Origin of the sequence: Bacterioplanes sanyensis (assembly GCF_002237535.1) — a bacterium.
In the GTDB taxonomy this organism is placed as follows: domain Bacteria; phylum Pseudomonadota; class Gammaproteobacteria; order Pseudomonadales; family Oceanobacteraceae; genus Bacterioplanes; species Bacterioplanes sanyensis_A.
Genome location: NZ_CP022530.1, coordinates 3,525,005 through 3,541,636, shown reverse-complemented (window position 1 = coordinate 3,541,636; position 16,632 = coordinate 3,525,005). Strand labels below are relative to the sequence as shown.

The window sequence follows — 16,632 nt, the reverse complement described above, 5'->3', positions numbered from 1 at the left end:
TCGTTAAAAACCAGCCGTTAAAAGCTGAGCGTAACTCCCAACGCGGCGGTGCTGCGATTGCCAATTTGCGCATAGGGCGTGATCTTGTGGTCACGCCGCTGTAGTTGCCACGCCAGCATCAATTGATGCCGCATCGACTGGCCAGGCTGGCTGGCTTGGCGGCCATTGTACATCAGGCTATAGGGTTTTTTGTGCAGGCCCAGCCCCCAAATCGCCCCGTCTTGCATGTGGTAAACAGCGCTTGATTGGCGCCAGCGATACCCACCTTGATACCACAACCAATAGGCGCCAAGTGGGCGCAGCGCGCGAATGCGCAGTTCATCGTCGCTGCCGCCACTGCCCAGCGCTTTGTTCTCATCGGCAGTTGCGAACTTATGCCGCACACGAAACTGCCAGCGATGGCCAGCCATCGCTGCGGGCAACCAATACTTTGCGCTCAACCAGGTATCGGCCAGGCCTTGCGTGGCTTCGCTGTCTTGCTGGCGGCGCAACCAGCCACTGCTCAGTTTTAGCCGCCAGTGTTGCCAGCGCTGCGACGCTGAAGCGCTTATTTGCTGCCAGTGGCCGTCGTCGATGTCGCTAGAACTGCCGGTGTGCAGGCCCAGGCTGGCTTGTATCGCCAGGCTTGGCCAGCTCAGGCAGCACAACAGCATGGCAACCAGTCGGTGCGTCATGTCGTCCATCCCCAATCACAATGGCGCGAGTATCACCTGATCGTGATCAACTTTACAAACTTTCGACGTGCGTGGGAAAAAATCCCACGTATACTGAAATTCCGATGGGGTGACCCGGAATGAATAAGGAGATACGGATATGAACAAATTGAGCTATCGGCCGTTGGCGCTGACAGTTCTCGCGCTGGCTGTTGCAGCCTGTGGTGGTAATAGCAGTAGCAGCAGCGATGCCAAGCCACCGGTGGTGGGCCAAAGCGACCTGGAGCAGTACCTGAAAGAAGGGTTTATCAATAGCCGTGACGGCTATTACGAAGAAGTGGTGGACAGCCCCACCACGGATGCAGGAGTTGATGAAACACCCGCTGCACCAGGTTTCTCCGAGACCAATACGCAGGAAGCAGGGGTGGATGAAGCGGACATGATCAAGCTCAACGGCGAGTACCTGTACGCCTACAAGCCGCGCAGTTATGACGGTAACCAAACGCAAGCGGCGTCGATTGAAGTTTTCCAGGTCACCGGTGACCCTATCGGCAATACCTTTAAAGGCAGTGTGCCTCTGGCAGCCGACAGCTGGGGCGTCGAAGGTCTGTATCTGGTGGATGATGCGCTGGTGACGATTACCCATGGAGAAGCGCCGTCGGTGACCACCAATTTGGCCAGCACTGGTTTTGCTGCGGATATTGCCATGGATGACATCAGCGAACCTTTCTGGGGGCAGCAGCAAAGCACCTCTATTTCGGTATTTGATTTGGATGATCCGGCTTTGCCTGAGCGTGTCACCGAGTTGAGTATCGAGGGCTACTTGGTCAGCAGTCGTCGCATTGGCGATACCCTGTACATGGTCAGCAAATTTTCACCATCAATCTATGTGCCATACATGGCGGAAGTAGATGACGCAGCTTGGCAACAACGAGTGGAAGACATGCCGCTCAGCGACTTGTTGCCGCGTTACTGGGTCAACGGTGAGGAAGCGGGCAAACTGTTCGAAAGCGGTGAGTGCTACATCCCAGACCAAGACGAGCAGGGCGGCTATCCATCGATTGTTGCCATCACCAAAGTCGATTTGAAAAACCCGCAAAATTGGCAAAGCCAGTGCGCCAGTGGGCGAATTGACGGTGTCTACGCTTCTACCAATGCGTTTTTCCTGACCGGCGGTTGGTACGGCGGTGAAACGCGCATCGACCAGTACGATTTAACCACGTTTGAGCGCATTGCAACGGGTAAGGTGGCTGGCAACTTGTCTGGCGCCATGCCGAGTTTTCGTCTGAGCGAAAAAGACGGGTATTTGCGCATCGTGACCAGCAGCATGGATGACTTTTGGATTGGTATTCCTGAGCCTGTGATCATGGACGATGCCACCTCGACGTCTGAGCCGAGTACTGAGCCCGATGCAGAGCCGAGTGGCCCGGATCACCGGTTATATGTGCTGAAAGCCGATGGGCAAGGTGGTTTTGAACAAGTGGCGGTACTGCCAAATGAGCAACAACCCGCCGCTATTGGCAAGCCAGGCGAAGAGGTGAAGTCGGTGCGTTATCGCGGCGATAAAGCCTATGTGGTGACGTTTGAGCGCACCGATCCGCTGTATGTGATCAACCTAGAAAATCCAGCCGCTCCATTTATCGAAGGTGAACTGGAAATCACTGGTTTCTCGCAATATCTGCATCCGATTGATGACGAGCTCTTGCTTGGGCTGGGCTACAGCGCCAACGATGATGGACGTATCACTGGGTTGAAAGTAAGCTTGTTTAGCACCGTGAATCCGACCCAGCCGGTTGAGTTGCAGTCCTACACCCTGGGCGGTGAGCGTTCTTCATCGGATGCGATGTGGAATCATCGGGCCATCAGCTTCTTGGATGTGAATGACTCAACGCGCATGGCGTTCACTTGGCGCGACTACGATCCAAACAGCTATATGCCCATGCATAAGCTGCACGTTGTTGATATCGACAAAACTCAGCAGCAACTGCAGGTGCAAGTTGATAACGGTTATCGCCCTCAAAGCGAGTGGGGTGGCAGCTACACACGGGTACCCTTGCATAACGACGGTCTGCATTTAATCAATGACGGTGCCGTCGAGTCGAAAACCTTACTGCAATGGCAGCAGTAAACAGAGTTAAAAAAGCCCGGCATTGCCGGGCTTTTTTTAGTGCATGATTTTCGCGGTAAGAGGTTGGTGAATATTATCGTGATAGCGCGCCTCGATCAGATGGCGGCGAATTTTCAGCGTCGGAGTCAACAGGCCATTTTCGATGCTCCAGCTGTCATCAATGATGATGATGGCATCGAGTTGCTGGTGGCTTTCGAGCTTTTTATTCACTTTATCCAGCGTATGCTCAAGACTTCGTGAGATATGCTGCTGATCATGATTTTTAGCCTCTGGTGTTAATACTGCAAGGGCAACAGGCTGCTTCAAGTGCGAGCCGGTGACGCAAATCTGCTCAATTAACGAGTTTTCCATTAGTCGTGCTTCGATTGGCACCGGAGTGACGTACTTACCCTTGGCGGTTTTAAAGATTTCTTTTAACCGACCGGTGATTTTTACGTAGCCATCGCTGTCCATCTCGCCTTTATCGCCGGTTTTAAAGTATCCATCGCTGGTGAAGGTTTCAGCGGTTTTGTCCGGCTCCAGGTAATATTCTTTCATCAAGAAAGGACCCTTGACCTGAATTTCGCCTTCCTCGCTTAAGCGCAGGTCCACGCCTTCATAGGGGCGACCAATGCTGCCGACCTTATCTGCGCGAAATGGATAGCAGGTGGTGCCAAGAGCATTGGTTTCCGACATGCCCCAGGCTTCTGTAATTTGAATGCCGAGTTTTTGATACCAGGCGATGGTCGCCGGTGATAAGGGCGCTGAACCGCTGCCAAATAACCGCACATGATCAAAGCCCAACTGTTTGCGAATTTTGCGAGCGATAAACCCTTTTAATATCGGAATGCTCAATAAGCGCTCGAGTTTATGCGGTGGCACCTTGGCCAGAATGCCCATTTGAAAGCGTGTCCATAACCGCGGCACCGACAGGAATAAGGTGGGAGAGACGGCTTTTAAGTCGTCGGTAAAAGTGTCCAACGATTCAACGAAGGACACCTGAAAGCCGTTGTACACACTGGCACCTTCGATAATCACACGCTCGGTGATGTGCGCCAGCGGCAAATAACTCAGCACCCGGTCTTCCAAGTAGGTGGGCATGGTGCGCCCGAGGGTTTCGCAGCTCCATGCGTAGGAGCTTACGGTAATCACCACGCCTTTGGGGTTACCAGTGGACCCGGAGGTGTAAATGATGGTCATGATGTCGTCGCCATCAGGCACTGGGCTGCTGCCTAGCTCAGGCTGCGCTTGCACGTCTTGCCAGCTGTGATCGACCTCAACGCCGGCCAAATCTTGCTCGTAGGGGAAGGCAAATCGAGTGACGCCATCAGGAATGGCCTGGCTTTGCTGCAGCGCCTGGTCACTTTTACCCAGGAAAATCGCGCGGCAATGGCTGTGGGTGAGCACATAGCGCACGGTCTCTTCACCGGCCGTCGCGTAAATCGGAACGGACACATGGCCCGCCATAAGTATCGCCATGTCGGTAATAAACCACTCAGCACAGTTCTTCGACAAAATGGCGATGTGGCTACCGGCTGGGTAATTTTGCGCGATCAGGGCCGTGGCCAAGCGACGGACTTGCTGGCCCACTTCGCGCCAAGTCAGTTCACGAAACTGGCGGTTGACGGGTTGGCGTAGATAAACGCGATCCGGCTCTGTCTGCTCCCAATGGTAGAGCATCTCCAGGGGTGTTTTTGCGTGCATGGCGATTCCTTTGTTGTTTTTATCAGTAACGAACGCTCACACTAAACTGCTGACTGATTCCCTTCTGTTAAAAATCGTAAAAACACTATTTTTAATAAGGGCGTGCGGAGATTTCGGCCTCTTTCGCCATTGCTCCATTCAGGCCTGTGTGCATTAAATGCGCTCGTCACCACACAATAACAATAACATCGAAGGTACTCACCATGACGTCACAGAATCCTGGCTGGATTGTTCTGCTGTGCCTGCTGCTTTGGTCTGGCGCACACGCAGCACCGAGCGATGCTGAGCAGCGTCGGTTCGAGCGTTTGGACTCCACCATCATGAACCCCAATTTGCCGCTGGCCAATCGCATTAAAGCGCTGAAACAGCGCCACAGCGAGTTGTTGCAAGGCGGCAAAATTCATCGCAGTTTTTGCGTGTGGGATCCGCTCGGCAGAGCCGGCCCCATTTATGCCACCGTTCATGAGCAAACCCTGCGCTCCATGCATTACGGTCTGATGCTGAAGCTCAGTGCTTATCAGGACGAAGATGCGTTGCTGCAAGCGTTTGAGCAGCAGCAGTGCGATGCGGCGCTGGTGCGCGGCAATCGGGTGTATCCGTACAGTCGCTTTTCGGCCACCTTAGAAGCCATTGGTGCGGTGCCGGATCGCCAGCACTTGCACATGCTGATGCAGGTGTTGGCCAGCCCGAAACTGGCGTCCAAGCTGGAAGGGCCGCAGTACACCATGTTAGGAGTGGCGCCACTGGGGGAATCCTATTTTCTGGCGGCGGACGGGCAACTCAGTGATTTACAGACATTGCAGCAATTGCCGGTGGCTGTGGTGCCGCACGAGCCGTCCTTGCAGGCTGCGGCGGAGCACTGGGGGCAGTCTGTGACCGTCAGTGGGTTGTCGGAGTTGATTCGTGGCTTTAGTCAGCAAGAGCTGCCAGCGATACTGGCCCCAATGGCGGTGTACCCGGTGATGTCTGGTCATTTGCAAGGACCCATCAGCATTTTTGATGCGCCGGTGGCGCAGTCGACCATTCAGCTGATTGGCCATCGGGATCGCTTCCCGACGGGCCTTGCACAGATTCTGCGAGAAGACTTTTTATTTAAATTTGATAGCTACATGCGCCGCGTAGATAAGGAACGCAGTGCCATTCCCGCTGGCACCTGGAAGTCGGTGCCCGCTGGGCTGCAGATGCAGCTGGCGCAGAACTGGCAACAGTTGCGTCAGCAATTAAGCGACGACGGACTGTACGATGCCGACATGCTTAGGCTGCAGCGCAAAGTTCGCTGTCGCTTGCAGCCACAGCTTGGCGAGTGCGGTTAGCGACTGGCGAAGTAGTCGGCGGCGCTGTCGACGATGCGCTGTACGCTGGTATTGCCGTTGTCGCGCTCAGCATACAGGGCATAAAACGACTGCTGCAGTTCATCGACCACCGCCACAGCGGTGACGCCGTATTTGTCGCTGATGTCTTGACTAATGACCGCTGGGGCAAAGAAGAAGCCGTGGCCCTGGCTGCCAAACGCTTTCAGCAAGGCGGAGTCATCAAACTCACCAGCAATGCGGCACTCCAGCTGATGGCGAGAGAGCCAACTTAATACACTCGCGCGCACACCTGAGTGCGTGTCTGTCGGCAATAGTAAGGGAGCGTCTTGCAGGCAATGCGGGAAGGGGGCATGAAACACTTGCTGCAGGCTAGGCGCTGAAAAACACGCCAGTGGACTGCTGCCCAGCAGATGGCTGAAGCAACGAATTTTCATGTTGGCGGGAATCGGGCTGTCGGCCAGTACCAAATCCAGCTTGCCGACCGCCAGCTCGCCCAATAAATCAGGCATTGGCTGCTCTCGGCAAGTCAGTTGCAGCGGCTCTTGTGTGAGCGCCGGCATCAGCAGCTGATGGGCGATGGATTTGGCCAGAGCGTCGACAATGCCGACGCGTAGCTCTCGCGGCTGCGGCTTATCGCCTTGGCGCATCGCTTGTTGCAGCTGATCGCCGAGGGCAAAAATATCGCGGCTGTATTGCAGTGCCAGTCGCCCGGCGCTGGTGAGCTCGAGTTGGCGTCCAGACTTGCGCAGCAGCGCTACCCCCAGTTGCTGTTCCAACAAACGCAGCTGACCGCTGATGGTTTGTGGCGTAACATTGAGCCTGGCGGCGGCAGCTTGTACGCTGCCTTCTTGAGCGACTTGCTGAAAGTACAGCAAATGTTTGTAGTTAAGCGATGTCAAAGGAACTAAACCTTTGGTAGTTGGATCGAAAAAACCGAGGTATCAAGGCAAGATAATTCGAATATTATTATGCTTTCGCCGGTCCTACAATCAATGGAACTCACACTGAAAGGAGTGGAGATATGAATCGTCCGGATTACCTGAATATGAAAAGCGACCAGAGCGCTGATAGCCGTGTCGCTACCCATGACACCTTAGAAGGCTATCGCCGCGATCAGGTGGTCTCAGCAGATGGCCGCAAAGTATTGCGCAACACCTACGCGCTGCTGTCAATGACGCTGCTGTTTAGTGGTGCGATGGCCATGGTGTCGATGGCACTGAACGTACCGCACTTTGGTCTGTGGACCCTGCTGTTCTACTTTGGCTTGCTGTTCTTTGTTGAAAAGACCAAAGACAGCGCCATGGGTTTGGTCGCTGTTTTTGCACTGACTGGCTTTATGGGGCTGACACTGGGCCCGATCTTGAGTTTCTACCTGACTCAGGTGGCGAATGGCGGGCAACTGATTGCCATGGCCATGGGCACAACCGGTCTGATTTTCTTGACCATGTCTGGCTGGGTGCTCAGCACTGGCAAAGACTTGAGCGGCTGGGGTAAGAGCCTGATGGTAGGCATTCTGGTAGCTTTCGTACTGAGCTTGGGTGCCTTCTTCTTCGAAATTCCAGCATTGGCACTGGCGGTTTCTGCCATGTTCATCATCTTGATGACTGGCCTGATTGCCTTCCAAACCAGTGCGATTTTGCACGGCGGTGAGACCAACTACATCTCAGCGACTGTTACCCTGTATGTTGCCATCTACAACTTGTTCCTGTCCTTGTTGCAGATTTTTGGCGTCATGGGAGGCGATGAGTAAGTGTCACGGCTCGCTCATTGAATCCACTCTCGGGCCCCATCAGCTATGCTGATGGGGCTTTTTTGTAGGTGTCGAGACTGGAATGGATGAGGCGCTGGAAGTGGGATGCGTAGGGTAGTTTGCAATTTGGGTTGCTGTGTTTTGTTACTGTGGGCGTGCGCTGCACACGCTGAGTGCCGCGACCGTGACGCCATGGCTGCAAGCGATGATTTGGCGCTGAAATTGCTGCGCAACGCTGAAATCTTTTACCCAGCCAAGGTGTTAAAAGTACATCACCCGACTCGCCGCAAAGAAATCGCCAGTTACATCAAGGTAAAAAACAAGCGCTACAGCATCTTCACCTTGGTGGATGAAGAGTGCAACGCCGTCTTTCGCAAGCGCACGCGCCAGAACGATTAACGCGTGGAAGTCTATCCGCGAACGATACTAAGAATCCGCTCTCGGTAGTGCTGCGCTAGGTTTTGGCACTTTTCCAATCGTTGTTTCTCAGCTTCTATTTTGGCGGCGGGAGCTCGGCTAACGAAACCATCGTTGCTGAGCTTGTTGCTGATCTTTTGAGCTTCCTGCTCGAGTAAGTTGACTTGGTCCTGCAAACGTTCGATGTCGTCTTCTTGGTTCAGTTGTGAGGCTGCCGAATCTGCCATGGTGGGCTGTCTCCTGAGTTGGCCTTGTCTCGCGACAATTGCTGTCACACTGCTTAAATAATAGTCTACTCTGGGGAGTTTGCCCGCAGAAACCCAGATTATGCTGTGGCTGCTGAATAAGCTCAGTGGCAACGCGATCTAAATAATGCGGATACCCTTGTGGTGTGCTGCTCAGTGATTGGAGTTGGTTGGGCTGATTTGATGCGGCCTTTCACATACAATATCGCTCTTTTCACGCACATAGGTTGTCAAAATGAGCGATAAACCCGCATTGCCCGATCATTTGTCCGTTAACCCGAAAAGCAAATTCTACGTCGAGGAATTCTTTCAGTATGACGTCGGCATTCGTTTGAACGGCAAGGAGCGTACGAACGTCGAAGAGTACTGCATCAGTGAAGGTTGGATTAAGGTATCTTCGCCGACGGCCAAAGATCGCTTTGGTAACCCGATGTTGATGAAGCTCAAAGGCGAAGTGGAAGCGTTCTATAAATAATGCGTGATCCGATTCGGCAGCCTATAAACGCCGATACCAAAAAGCCCCGCTAACAGCGGGGCTTTTTGGTTTAGGAGCGTTTATTCGTGCTGGCTACAGCGCCTTGATTTTCTCAATTTGCTCTTTCAGTTTGCTGATATCACGCTCGAAGCCAGCGGCTTTCTCTTTCTCTTTCTCGATAACGGCTGCCGGTGCTTTATCGGTAAAGCCTGGGTTGCCCAGTTTGTTGGTAACACGTTCCAGATCTTTACCCAGTTTCTCTATCGATTTGTTTAAGCGTGCCACTTCGGCGTCTTTATCGATAAAGCCTGCCATCGGAATCAGAATTTCCATATCGCCCACCAGTTGGGTGACGGACATAGGTTCTTCGTCGCCGTCGTTCAGCCACGTGAGTTTTTCCAGCTTGGCCAGTTTCATCAGGAAAGCTTGGTTTTCTTCGGCGCGGCGGAAGTCATCGTCATCACCGTTTTTGAACAGTAACTCCAACGCTTTGCTCGGCGGAATATTCTTCTCGCCTCGGACGTTACGCACGGCAGTAATGACGTCTTGCAGCCACTTCACATCGGCTTCGGCGTCTGGGTCGATCAGTGCTTCCTGAGCTTGCGGGAATTCCGCCAGCATGATGCTTTCCGGTGCGTCTGGACCTGCTTTACCCGCCAGCTCTTTTACCTGCTGCCAGATCTCCTCGGTGATAAATGGCATGATCGGGTGAGCAAGTCGTAATACCGCTTCCAGAACACGAACCAGAGTGCCGAGGGTGCCGCGCTTGGCTTCATCCGAGGCATTGTCGTCCCACAATACTGGCTTAGACAGCTCTAAATACCAATCGCAGTATTCGTTCCAGATAAACTCGTACAGGGCAGAAGCCGCCATATCAAAACGATACTGATCAAAGTGACGACGCACTTCCTGCTCGGCAAATTGCAGGCGAGAAATAATCCAACGATCCGCCAGCGACAGCACGGCCTGTTCACCGTTGGCGCCACACTTGGCCTTCATTTCCTCGGTAATGACGATGTGGGTGTTCTCAGCCGCTGCTTTTTCGACCGCTTCTTCGCCAGCGACAGACAGCATCACATAACGCGAGGCGTTCCATAATTTGTTACAGAAGTTACGGTAACCTTCTAGGCGCTTCATATCCCAGTTGATGTCGCGTCCGGTGGAGGCCATGGCGGTCAGCGTGAAACGCAGGGCGTCGGTGCCGTGTGGGGCAATGCCATCTGGGTATTCTTTCTGGGTGCGCTTGGCGATTTTTTCCGCCAGCTTCGGCTGCATCATATTGCCTGTGCGTTTCTGCAGCAGATCACCCAGTGAAATACCGTCGATCATATCCAGCGGATCAAGCACGTTGCCCCTAGTCTTGGACATTTTTTCGCCGACTTCGTCGCGGATCAAACCGGTGACATACACGGTTTTGAACGGCACTTGCGGCTTGCCATTTTCATCTTTGATGAAGTGCATGGTCATCATCGCCATGCGCGCTACCCAGAAGAAAATGATGTCGAAGCCGGTCACCAGCACGTCGCTTGGATGGAAGTCTGCCATGCGTTTGACAACGTCAGCGTCATCGAGGTTTGGCCAGCCTAGGGTACCGAAGGTCCAAAGAGCAGAGGAGAACCAGGTGTCCAGTACGTCGTTGTCCTGCACCAGTTCTACATCGTCGGCGAGGTTGTTTTGCTCGCGTACTTCTTCTTCTGTACGGGCAACAAACACGTTGCCTTCTTCGTCGTACCAGGCCGGGATGCGGTGTCCCCACCACAGTTGTCTGGAGATGCACCAGTCCTGGATATCGCGCATCCAAGAGAAGTACATGTTTTCATAGGATTTGGGTACAAATTCGATGTCGCCGTTTTCGACCGCTTCGATGGCCGGCTTGGCCATGGTTTTGGCGTCGACATACCATTGGTCGGTGAGCATGGGTTCGATCACAACGCCGCCGCGGTCACCGATTGGCACTGAAAGCTCGTGATCTTTAATGCTATCTACCAAGCCCAGCTCTTCCATATCTGCAACGATGGCTTTGCGTGCGGCAAAACGTTCCATGCCACGGTACTTTTCGGGTATGAAAGTATTCAATTCTTCATTGACGCTGCCGTCGGTATTAAACGTCTGTGCCTCATCACGAATATTGGCGTCGAGCGTTAAGATGTTGATCATCGGCAGCTCGCAGCGTTTGCCGACTTCGTAATCGTTAAAGTCGTGAGCCGGAGTGATCTTCACACAGCCGGTGCCTTTTTCCATATCGGCGTGGTCATCTGCAACAATAGGGATGCGACGATTCACCAGTGGCAATACAACGTGTTTGCCGATTAAGGCTCGGTAGCGTTCATCATCGGGATTTACTGCCACGCCGGTATCGCCCAGCATAGTTTCTGGACGGGTAGTGGCCACTACGATGTAGTCTTGGCCATCCTGCGTTGTGGCGCCATCGGCCAGCGGATAGCGCAGATGCCACATATGGCCTTTCTTATCGTGGTTCTCGACTTCGACGTCAGAAATAGCAGTACGCAGTTTAGGGTCCCAGTTAACCAAGCGCTTGCCGCGGTAAATCAGGCCGTCTTGATACAGACGAACAAACACTTCCTGAACCGCTTTATAAAAACCATCGTCCATGGTGAAACGTTCGGTTTCCCAGTCGACGGAGTTGCCCAAGCGGCGCATCTGGCTGGTGATGGTGCCGCCGGAGTGTTCTTTCCACTCCCAAACCTTTTTGGTGAACTCTTCGCGCCCCAGTGTGTGACGATCCGGCTGACCCTCGGCCGCCAGTTTGCGCTCTACCACCATTTGCGTGGCAATGCCCGCATGGTCAGTACCGACTTGCCACAACGCTTTATGGCCATTCATGCGCTTATAGCGCGTCAGCGCGTCCTGCAAGGTGTGCTGGAAAGCGTGTCCCATGTGCAACGAACCGGTGACGTTGGGCGGCGGAATCATGATGGAATAACCGTCGCCGGTCAGCTGATCCTGATACGGCTTGAAATACCCCTTTTCTTCCCATTGCTTGTACCAGTTTTGCTCCAAGGCGTTGGGTTTATACGTCTTATCCATAGTGCTCGTTGCTGCTCACTGAGTCGGTGGCAGCCATTGCGCTTGGCCGTGGCTGCCAGTGTGTTCAATTGGAGATCGTCGTGCAGGTGGTGGCGCTGATATCGCGCGCGCAATCACGCCGCACAAAACGCGAAAAATAGCCCGAAGTATAACTGAAGACGGCCCGTGCATGCACGAGCCGATGGGGGATCTGTTGCGGTAATCAGGAGTAGAGCAGGTCTTTCAGTCGCTGGCGCAGTTTATAGCGCAAGGTGGGCAGCAGCTCTTCGACCAAATCGTCGAGCAGGGCTTGTTTTTGCTGCTCGGTTAGGTGGGGAATGTCGTCTAACAAATCGTGATTATCCGGCGGCGGTGGGCGCTTGTTGGGTTGACTCAGCGCCATGTTGGCCTCGTGTGAATCCGCTTGTGCTGCGGCGCGCTCTTGGGCCAAACGCTCTAATATCGATGCCGGTAGGAACGGATTGCTGTTGTCTTCTGCTGGAGCGTCGCTGTCGCCCAGCTGATCCAGCATATCGATGATGTCGGGAGAATCGTTGTCGTCATTCAAGCCGAGCAGATCTGCAGCGCTGAGCAGCGGCTCGCTGCTGGCAGTGCTGTCCTTGGCGGGCACTAATGGCGTCACCTTATTACTGGCGGTTGGTGTGTCCACTGGAGTATTGGCTACGTTGCTGACATCCGATTGCTGCCGCGCTGCTTGTTTTTCTGCCGCTAATACAAAGGCCGGTTTCGAGGCCTGCGGCGCTGCAGTAACAGGGGTTGGCGCAGTTGAGTCTGGTGCATTTGATGCCTGTGTCGAAGCCGTTGCAGGCTTGGCCAGGCTGATCATTGGTTCAGCCTGTGCATTGGTTGTGCTGTCAGGTTTCGAATCGTCAGACACGGTTGGCGTGTCTGGATCGTCAAACACATCGTCCAACAATGGTATGTCGTCCACGTTGAATTCAGTGGAGCCTTCCGTTTCGCCGGCGGCGTCATCCAGAACCTGTTGTAGCATCTGCAGCTCATCAAGCAGGCTGCGGGATTTATCGTTCATTCACGCTATCTCATGTCGTGATCAGTGATCGGGTAGCCCCGATCGCGCAAGTGGCGGTAGTGTTCTCGAGTGTAGTGCAGGACGTCTTGCTGTTGAACCACTACTTCAGAGAGTCGTTCAAAACGTGCAAAAAATGCGGGCAGTTGCGTACTCAGGTTGACCAGCAGCTGATGGTGCGGACCGGGATCATTGTGCCAGCCGATGTGCACCGGTGCTTCTTCGATGCTGCCGCTCGGGTCGAGCAGTGCGTGGGGCACAAAGGCGTCAGGCTGGAATACCCACAACAGTTCATCCAGCGCGCGCGCTTGCGCCTCGTCGTCGACCTGCACCAGAACATCGCATTTTTGCCGCGTCACCGCTTGTTGTATCAGCCGACAAGCAAACTGCAGTCGCGCTGATTCCTGCGTGTCGCCAAGAATGTAAAAATTCACCCGTGTCACTGGCGGTCTCCTCGAAAACCTGCAAACAACCAGCTCAAGTGTTGATGCAACGTGGTGCGAAAGTCGCGCTGCAAGAACGTCAGTGGCGGCTTGGATATGGCCTCGCTGACGGCGCTGCTGGGATGGCAAATATGCCAGCAGCCAATCATGGCTTGTTGCACGTGCAGCAGCAGGGTAATGGCGTCAGGCTCGCTGATATTCATCCAGCGGGCAATGAGTTGGCTGAAGCGCTGCATCAATGGCAGCAACTCCAGCTTAAATTCACGCGCTTCTTCAGCGCTGAGGTTTTGCTCCAGTACCGTATGCAAAATGGCATTGAGCTGGCAAAACTCAGGATGGCGGCACATCAGGTCAACGCAGGCCGTAGCAGCGTCTTGGGCGACCGGCTGTTGCTCGGCATCGGCCATTAACTGCTGCAGCAATTCGCCATACAGGGTTAAAAACAGCACTTCTTTGCTGCGAAAGTACCGATACAAGGCCGCTTTGGTGACACCGGCTTTGGCGGCAACGTCGGCCAAGTTAGCGCGTTCAAACGACTGTTGGGCGAAGCACTCGGAGGCCGCCTGCAAAATCTGTTGTCGGCGCAGGGCTTTTTGCTCCGGGCTTTTGGCGCGTTGATGAATGGCGATGTCACACAAGCTCATGCGAGATGTCCGTCTGCTGGCAGGTCAGTGTATCACGCCTCATGCGTCGGCTCCGACTGAGCCAAGCGGCGAAAGCGATGCAGATTAACGTCGATTTGTACCTCCAAATCACCACCGTCGATTACGGCTTGGCGAGCTTCGTCTGTGGTGCGCCAATAGTGCGGCGTCATCATAATCAAGTCCTGCAAACGCGCTTGCGGAACGCATGTCGTGTAGCGAATGGGGACGTGCTCTAGCACATCAAAGTAGCTCGCCATCAGCCGCTGTGGATCGAACCCGGAAGGGCACACATCTTTATACAGACGCTGGCGCAACTCTAATAAATGCTGCTCGCCAGTACTCAGGGTGATGACCTCACCATTCTGTTTTAGTGCTTGGGCAAACTGCTCTGGCATCAGACGTGTAAACAGACAGGTGATAACGTCCAGCTGGCCTGTTTCTAGCGGCAACTTGGCGCCAGAGGCCACCAGCCAGCACACCTGCTGGCTGCGTTTGGCTGCAGCACGAACGGCGTCTTTGGAGATATCAATGCCATACAGCTGCGCACTGCTCAAGTGCGCGGCCATACCCGCGGTGTAATAACCTTCGCCGCAACCAATGTCGGCCAGTTGCTGAATATCGCTGCGGTGCTGCAGCGCCGCATTCAGTTGCTCTGCGATTGGTCGATACAGCCCGCTGTCCAACAAGCGCTGGCGAGCCGCCACCATCTCGGCCGAGTCACCGGGCTGACGCGAGCGTTTATGTTGCACCGCCAGCAGGTTTAAGTAGCCCTGCTTGGCGCGATCAAAGCTGTGACCGTGGGCGCACTGCCAGCGCTTATTGTCCTCGGTGCTGAGTGGCTGCTGGCAGTTCGGGCAGGTAAGAATCCAACTGTTCATTACGCCAGCAACAGCTCCAGCATGCGCTCATACATGCGTGTTAGGGTGTCCAAGTCTTCCGCCCGCACACGCTCGTTGACCTTGTGGATGGTGTCGTTGCAAGGGCCTAATTCCAATACCTGAGCACCGGTAGGAGCAATAAAGCGGCCATCGGATGTGCCGCCAGCGGTCGACAATTCTGTGTCGGTGCCGGTGATTTCTTTGATTGCTTGGCGCGCGGCATCGACCAATGGGCCGTGATCGGTCAGAAAGGGTAAGCCGTTGACGGTCCAGTCGATGTCGTACTGCAAATCAAAGCGGTCGAGGATGGCCTCGGTGCGCTGCTTCAGCTCGTCGGCGGTGACCTCGGTGGAGAAGCGAAAGTTAAACACCACTTCCAGCTCACCAGGAATGACGTTGGTAGCACCGGTGCCAGCATGAATGTTGGAAATCTGAAAGCTGGTGGCTGGGAAGAAGTCATTGCCGGCATCCCAATGCTCATCAGCCAAGGCCGCCAATGCTGGGGCTGCTTGGTGCACCGGGTTGCGCGCTAAATGCGGATACGCCACATGGCCTTGAATGCCGTGCACTCGCAATACCGCACCTAAGGAGCCGCGGCGGCCATTTTTCACCACATCGCCCACTGAGTTGGTCGAGGAAGGCTCACCGACAATGCACATGTCGATTTTTTCGTTGCGGGCTTCTAGGGTTTCCACCACCTTGACCGTGCCGTGTTTGGCCGGGCCTTCTTCGTCGCTGGTGATCAAAAAGGCAATTGAGCCACGATGGTTCGGGTGTTTGCTGACGAAGTTTTCAACGGCCACCACCATTGCTGCCAACGAACCTTTCATGTCGGCAGCGCCGCGGCCACAGAGCATGCCATCGCTGTCGATTTCCGGTGCAAACGGCGGGTGTTGCCAGTTGCGCTCAGGGCCGGTCGGTACCACGTCGGTGTGGCCAGCAAAGCATACTAGTGGACCGTCTTGGCCACGGCGGGCCCAGAAATTGTCGACTTCTTCAAAGCGCAGCGGTTCGCATTCAAAGCCTGCAGTGTGCAGGCGTTGCATCATTAACGTCTGGCAGCCGTCGTCTTCGGGAGTTACCGAGCGGCGGGCAATCAGATCAAAGGCCAATTCTAATGTGGGTGTCATAACAGGCTGATCGGTCGTTGGGTAAATAAAAGGGGGTGCGCATCATAGCACAGCGCTATCCGCACAGCTGCGTTGCCTTCCGCATTCGCGGTGGTACCATACGCCGCTTTCTCTGCCGCCAGGCACCCAAAGAAACCATTGAGTGAGCACCACGATGACAGAGTCACTGACCCTGGAACAATTAAATACCGTCATGCAAGAAGCCGATTTGTTGAAGTCCGAACAGGATGTTGAACAGGCTTTGCAGCGCCTGGCTGACGACATTACCGCGCGCCTGGCTGATCGTATGCCGGTGGTGTACAGCATTATGAATGGCGGCTTGGTTATGGCTGGCCGTCTGCTGACCAAACTGCCGTTTGCCCTGGAGCAAGGCTACATGCACGCCACACGCTACCGCGGTGAGACACAGGGGCAGGCCGAACTGCAATGGCAGGCGCCACCGTCGATTCCGATGACGGGCCGCACGGTGTTGATCCTGGATGACATCTTTGACGAGGGCAATACCCTGGCTGAAGTGGTCAAAGCCTGTGAACAACAGGGCGCTGAAGAGGTGCTGACGGCGGTGTTGGTGAACAAAGTGCATAACCGCAAGAACACCGATCTAAAAATCGATTTTGTCGGTATGGACGTCGAAGACCGCTACGTGTTTGGTTGTGGCATGGATTATCGTGGCTACTGGCGCAATGCACCGGGCATTTATGCGGTGAAAGGCCTGTAACCAAGCAGTCAGCGACGGCTGCGCGCAGTTCGGTTGCAAAAACCATGACTGTAAGTCGTTATAAATAGTCACAACACGGG

16 protein-coding genes are annotated in these 16,632 nt (G+C 54.4%); 6 read left to right on the top strand and 10 right to left on the bottom strand.

What is annotated here, in order from left to right; translation table 11 throughout:
* Positions 1-17 precede the first annotated feature (17 nt).
* Complete coding sequence (locus tag CHH28_RS16240; protein WP_157729958.1) at positions 18-674, bottom strand: hypothetical protein; 657 nt, start codon at positions 672-674, stop codon at positions 18-20.
* Positions 675-813: 139 nt separating this feature from the next.
* Between CHH28_RS16240 and CHH28_RS16235 the strand changes: the two genes are divergently transcribed.
* Complete coding sequence (locus CHH28_RS16235) at positions 814-2,781, top strand: beta-propeller domain-containing protein (protein WP_094061302.1); 1,968 nt, start codon at positions 814-816, stop codon at positions 2,779-2,781.
* Positions 2,782-2,817: 36 nt separating this feature from the next.
* Here the strand turns inward: CHH28_RS16235 and CHH28_RS16230 are convergent, their stop codons facing one another.
* Positions 2,818-4,464, bottom strand: coding sequence for an AMP-binding protein (locus CHH28_RS16230; protein ID WP_094061301.1), 1,647 nt, complete (start codon positions 4,462-4,464; stop codon positions 2,818-2,820).
* A gap of 203 nt (positions 4,465-4,667) precedes the next feature.
* Here CHH28_RS16230 and CHH28_RS16225 point away from each other — a divergent pair, with 203 nt between their 5' ends.
* A complete protein-coding gene (locus CHH28_RS16225) occupies positions 4,668-5,777 on the top strand; it encodes a putative solute-binding protein (protein ID WP_094061300.1) in 1,110 nt (369 codons plus the stop codon).
* On the opposite strand, the gene CHH28_RS16220 is transcribed toward CHH28_RS16225, so the two are convergent.
* Positions 5,774-6,676, bottom strand: a complete 903-nt coding sequence (locus tag CHH28_RS16220) for a LysR family transcriptional regulator (protein ID WP_094061299.1) — start codon at positions 6,674-6,676, stop codon at positions 5,774-5,776. The genes CHH28_RS16225 and CHH28_RS16220 overlap by 4 nt on opposite strands.
* Positions 6,677-6,798: 122 nt before the next feature.
* Here CHH28_RS16220 and CHH28_RS16215 point away from each other — a divergent pair, with 122 nt between their 5' ends.
* Both CHH28_RS16215 and CHH28_RS16210 read left to right on the top strand, forming a co-directional pair.
* Positions 6,799-7,527, top strand: a complete 729-nt coding sequence (locus CHH28_RS16215; protein WP_094061298.1) for a Bax inhibitor-1/YccA family protein — start codon at positions 6,799-6,801, stop codon at positions 7,525-7,527.
* A gap of 192 nt (positions 7,528-7,719) precedes the next feature.
* Positions 7,720-7,926: a hypothetical protein gene (locus CHH28_RS16210; protein ID WP_157729957.1), complete on the top strand. Its 207-nt coding sequence runs from the start codon at positions 7,720-7,722 to the stop codon at positions 7,924-7,926.
* 11 nt (positions 7,927-7,937) lie between these two features.
* Here the strand turns inward: CHH28_RS16210 and CHH28_RS16205 are convergent, their stop codons facing one another.
* Positions 7,938-8,171, bottom strand: a complete 234-nt coding sequence (locus CHH28_RS16205) for a hypothetical protein (protein WP_094061296.1) — start codon at positions 8,169-8,171, stop codon at positions 7,938-7,940.
* A 253-nt stretch (positions 8,172-8,424) separates the two neighbouring features.
* On the opposite strand from CHH28_RS16205, the gene CHH28_RS16200 reads away from it, so the two are divergent.
* Positions 8,425-8,664, top strand: coding sequence for a DUF3297 family protein (locus CHH28_RS16200; protein WP_094061295.1), 240 nt, complete (start codon positions 8,425-8,427; stop codon positions 8,662-8,664).
* A gap of 93 nt (positions 8,665-8,757) precedes the next feature.
* Here CHH28_RS16200 and CHH28_RS16195 read toward each other — a convergent pair whose 3' ends face one another.
* The 6 genes from CHH28_RS16195 to dapE all read right to left on the bottom strand — a co-directional run bounded on the left by CHH28_RS16195 (position 8,758) and on the right by dapE (position 15,834).
* Positions 8,758-11,712 (bottom strand): valine--tRNA ligase, encoded by a 2,955-nt coding sequence (locus CHH28_RS16195; RefSeq protein ID WP_094061294.1) that lies wholly within the window; start codon positions 11,710-11,712, stop codon positions 8,758-8,760.
* Positions 11,713-11,914: 202 nt separating this feature from the next.
* Positions 11,915-12,742 carry a hypothetical protein gene (locus tag CHH28_RS16190; protein WP_094061293.1) on the bottom strand — a complete coding sequence of 276 codons (828 nt, stop codon included), beginning with the start codon at positions 12,740-12,742 and terminating at the stop codon, positions 11,915-11,917.
* A 5-nt stretch (positions 12,743-12,747) separates the two neighbouring features.
* Complete coding sequence (locus CHH28_RS16185; RefSeq protein ID WP_157729956.1) at positions 12,748-13,182, bottom strand: DNA polymerase III subunit chi; 435 nt, start codon at positions 13,180-13,182, stop codon at positions 12,748-12,750.
* Complete coding sequence (locus CHH28_RS16180; protein WP_094061291.1) at positions 13,179-13,826, bottom strand: TetR/AcrR family transcriptional regulator; 648 nt, start codon at positions 13,824-13,826, stop codon at positions 13,179-13,181. The genes CHH28_RS16185 and CHH28_RS16180 overlap by 4 nt, the downstream gene beginning before the upstream one ends.
* 32 nt (positions 13,827-13,858) lie before the next feature.
* A complete protein-coding gene (locus CHH28_RS16175) occupies positions 13,859-14,704 on the bottom strand; it encodes a putative RNA methyltransferase (protein ID WP_094061290.1) in 846 nt (281 codons plus the stop codon).
* On the bottom strand, positions 14,704-15,834 hold the full coding sequence (gene dapE / locus CHH28_RS16170; protein ID WP_094061289.1) for a succinyl-diaminopimelate desuccinylase: 1,131 nt from the start codon (positions 15,832-15,834) through the stop codon (positions 14,704-14,706). The genes CHH28_RS16175 and dapE overlap by 1 nt, the downstream gene beginning before the upstream one ends.
* Positions 15,835-15,988: 154 nt before the next feature.
* On the opposite strand from dapE, the gene CHH28_RS16165 reads away from it, so the two are divergent.
* Positions 15,989-16,552 (top strand): hypoxanthine-guanine phosphoribosyltransferase, encoded by a 564-nt coding sequence (locus CHH28_RS16165; protein ID WP_094061288.1) that lies wholly within the window; start codon positions 15,989-15,991, stop codon positions 16,550-16,552.
* Positions 16,553-16,632: the final 80 nt, after the last annotated feature.